Source organism: Micrococcus sp. EYE_212 (assembly GCF_023147585.1).
In the GTDB taxonomy this organism is placed as follows: domain Bacteria; phylum Actinomycetota; class Actinomycetes; order Actinomycetales; family Micrococcaceae; genus Micrococcus.
Map to the genome: position 1 here is coordinate 1 of NZ_JAHXOZ010000032.1, position 1,835 is coordinate 1,835.

Below are 1,835 nucleotides of genomic sequence, written 5' to 3' on the forward strand. Positions count from 1 at the left end.
GGGGTACTCCATGGCCGGGCGCATGCAGGCATCCCTGGCCGTGAACGCCCTCGAGCAGGCCGTGGCCCGCCGCGGAGGCACCGACGTGGTGGCCGGGTGCATCGTCCACTCGGACCGCGGCTCGCAGTTCCGCTCGACCCTATTCCAGGACGCCCTCACCGCCCACGGGCTGATCGGGTCCATGGGTCAGGTCGGTGCTGCAGGGGACAACGCGGCCATGGAGTCCTTCTTCGCGTTGCTGCAGAAGAACGTGCTGGACCGACGCGACTGGGACACCCGGGACGAGCTGCGGGCAGGGATCATCACCTGGATCGAGCGGACCTACCACCGCCGCCGCCGGCAGGTGCGCCTGGGCCGATTGACGCCGGTCGAGTACGAGTTGATCATGGACCACACGCCCGCAGACGCGGCGTGACGAAGACTGTCACCTATGGGTGCATCAGTCCCCTTCGTTCGCTTGGTGGCGGGGTTTTTGCAGCGCTCCGTGGCGGTCTTGTTGCCGCGATCACGCAGGACTGGCTGCAGGTAGGTGTCGCGGTCTGAACCGAGAGGGGTGCGCCCGGTCGGGGCCGTTTGGATCGCTGCCGCTACGTCAGAGTCCGAAGGCTCCGCCGCTGACGAGGATCACGATGCCGAGGCCGATGAGAACGATGGGGAAGAGGATGTGCTCCCAGCGTTCGAGCACTTCGGCGATCGGGGGGCGGGTGGCGACGAACTTTGCCAGGGCCACCAGGACCGCGACGAGCGCGAGGAAGACGATGCAGTAGGCGACTACTGCGAGAGGTTCCACGCTGAGGAAGACAGGGGTGTAGACGCCGATGTTGTCGCCGCCGTTGGCAAGGGTGACGCCTGCGACTGTCCACACGCCGACCTTCTTGCCGGCAACCTTGGCCTCGTCGTCATCGTCGTCATCGTCTCCGCGCCAGGCCTGCCATGCGGCCCAGAGGCCGAGGCCCAGAGGGATGAGACCGAAGTACGGGATGGCTGCCGAGGGCAGGAATGCTCCGGCGCCGATGGTCACCAGGACCGCGGCACCGAGGATGCCGGCGAATCCGAGGTACTGGCCGGCCAGAATGCGGGCGGTAGTGCCGCGCTGGCCTGCCCCTCGCGCGAAGAAGAGGGAGAGCACGATGATGTCGTCGATGTTGGTCGCTGCGAACAGGCCCATCGCCTGCAAGACCGAGGTGAGGATCATGCGCCCTCCCCAGCTGCGTCGCATCCGGGAAGCGAGCAGGCGGGATCGATGCACGGGGCGTCTTCGTCCACTGCCAGGGTGGCATCGACCAGTGCCGTCAGCGCCTGCGCCAGGTGCGAATCGGCGATCTCATATCGTGTCCGACGACCCTCGGGCTCGGAGACGACGATCCCGCAATCGCGCAGGCATGCCAGGTGGTTGGACACGTTCGGGCGTGTCAGGTCCAGATCTCGGGCCAGTTCCGCCGGGTAAGCGGGATGGTCGAGCAGGGTCAAGATGATCCGGGATCGAGTGGGGTCGGCCAGTGCACGACCCAGGCGGTTCATCACGTCGAGACGCGAAGCAATAGTCATCATGGATTGAACTATACAGCGCGAACTGAACACTCGGTCACAGGCGTCAGCCCAGATCGCATGCCCGTAAGGGGATCCTTCACCGTACGTCGAGCGAGCTCAGTCCTTGTCATTTTCAGAAGTCGACTGCGCTCTCGGGCCCGTCCTCTCGGGGGTGGTGGGTCAAGCCCCTTGTGGTGGTGTAGCGGTTGGATCCTTCGTTGGGGTTGTCAGGTGCTGAGCTCGAGGGCAGTGTCGGTGTCGGTGCCCACCTCGCTTCCGGTGTCCTCGACGGGGGTGAGGCGGCA

The 1,835-nt window shown here is 65.9% G+C and carries 3 protein-coding genes; 1 reads left to right on the forward strand and 2 read right to left on the reverse strand.

The features are described from left to right. The coding region (locus KZX60_RS11855; protein WP_248118609.1) for a DDE-type integrase/transposase/recombinase at nucleotides 1–415 on the forward strand (415 nt) is incomplete at its 5' end. A 177-nt stretch (nucleotides 416–592) separates the two neighbouring features. On the opposite strand, the gene KZX60_RS11860 is transcribed toward KZX60_RS11855, so the two are convergent. Beyond that, on the reverse strand, nucleotides 593–1,195 hold the full coding sequence (locus tag KZX60_RS11860; protein WP_016997609.1) for a cadmium resistance transporter: 603 nt from the start codon (nucleotides 1,193–1,195) through the stop codon (nucleotides 593–595). Further along, nucleotides 1,192–1,551, reverse strand: coding sequence for a metalloregulator ArsR/SmtB family transcription factor (locus KZX60_RS11865; RefSeq protein WP_017488126.1), 360 nt, complete (start codon nucleotides 1,549–1,551; stop codon nucleotides 1,192–1,194). Before KZX60_RS11865 ends, KZX60_RS11860 begins: the two co-directional genes overlap by 4 nt. Nucleotides 1,552–1,835 lie beyond the last annotated feature (284 nt).

What these genes read in the sequence shown, in the direction of transcription:
- KZX60_RS11865 (WP_017488126.1), bottom strand. Translation starts at nt 1,551, where the DNA reads ATGATGACTATTGCTTCGCGTCTCGACGTGATGAACCGCCTGGGTCGT.
- KZX60_RS11860 (WP_016997609.1), bottom strand. Translation starts at nt 1,195, where the DNA reads ATGATCCTCACCTCGGTCTTGCAGGCGATGGGCCTGTTCGCAGCGACC.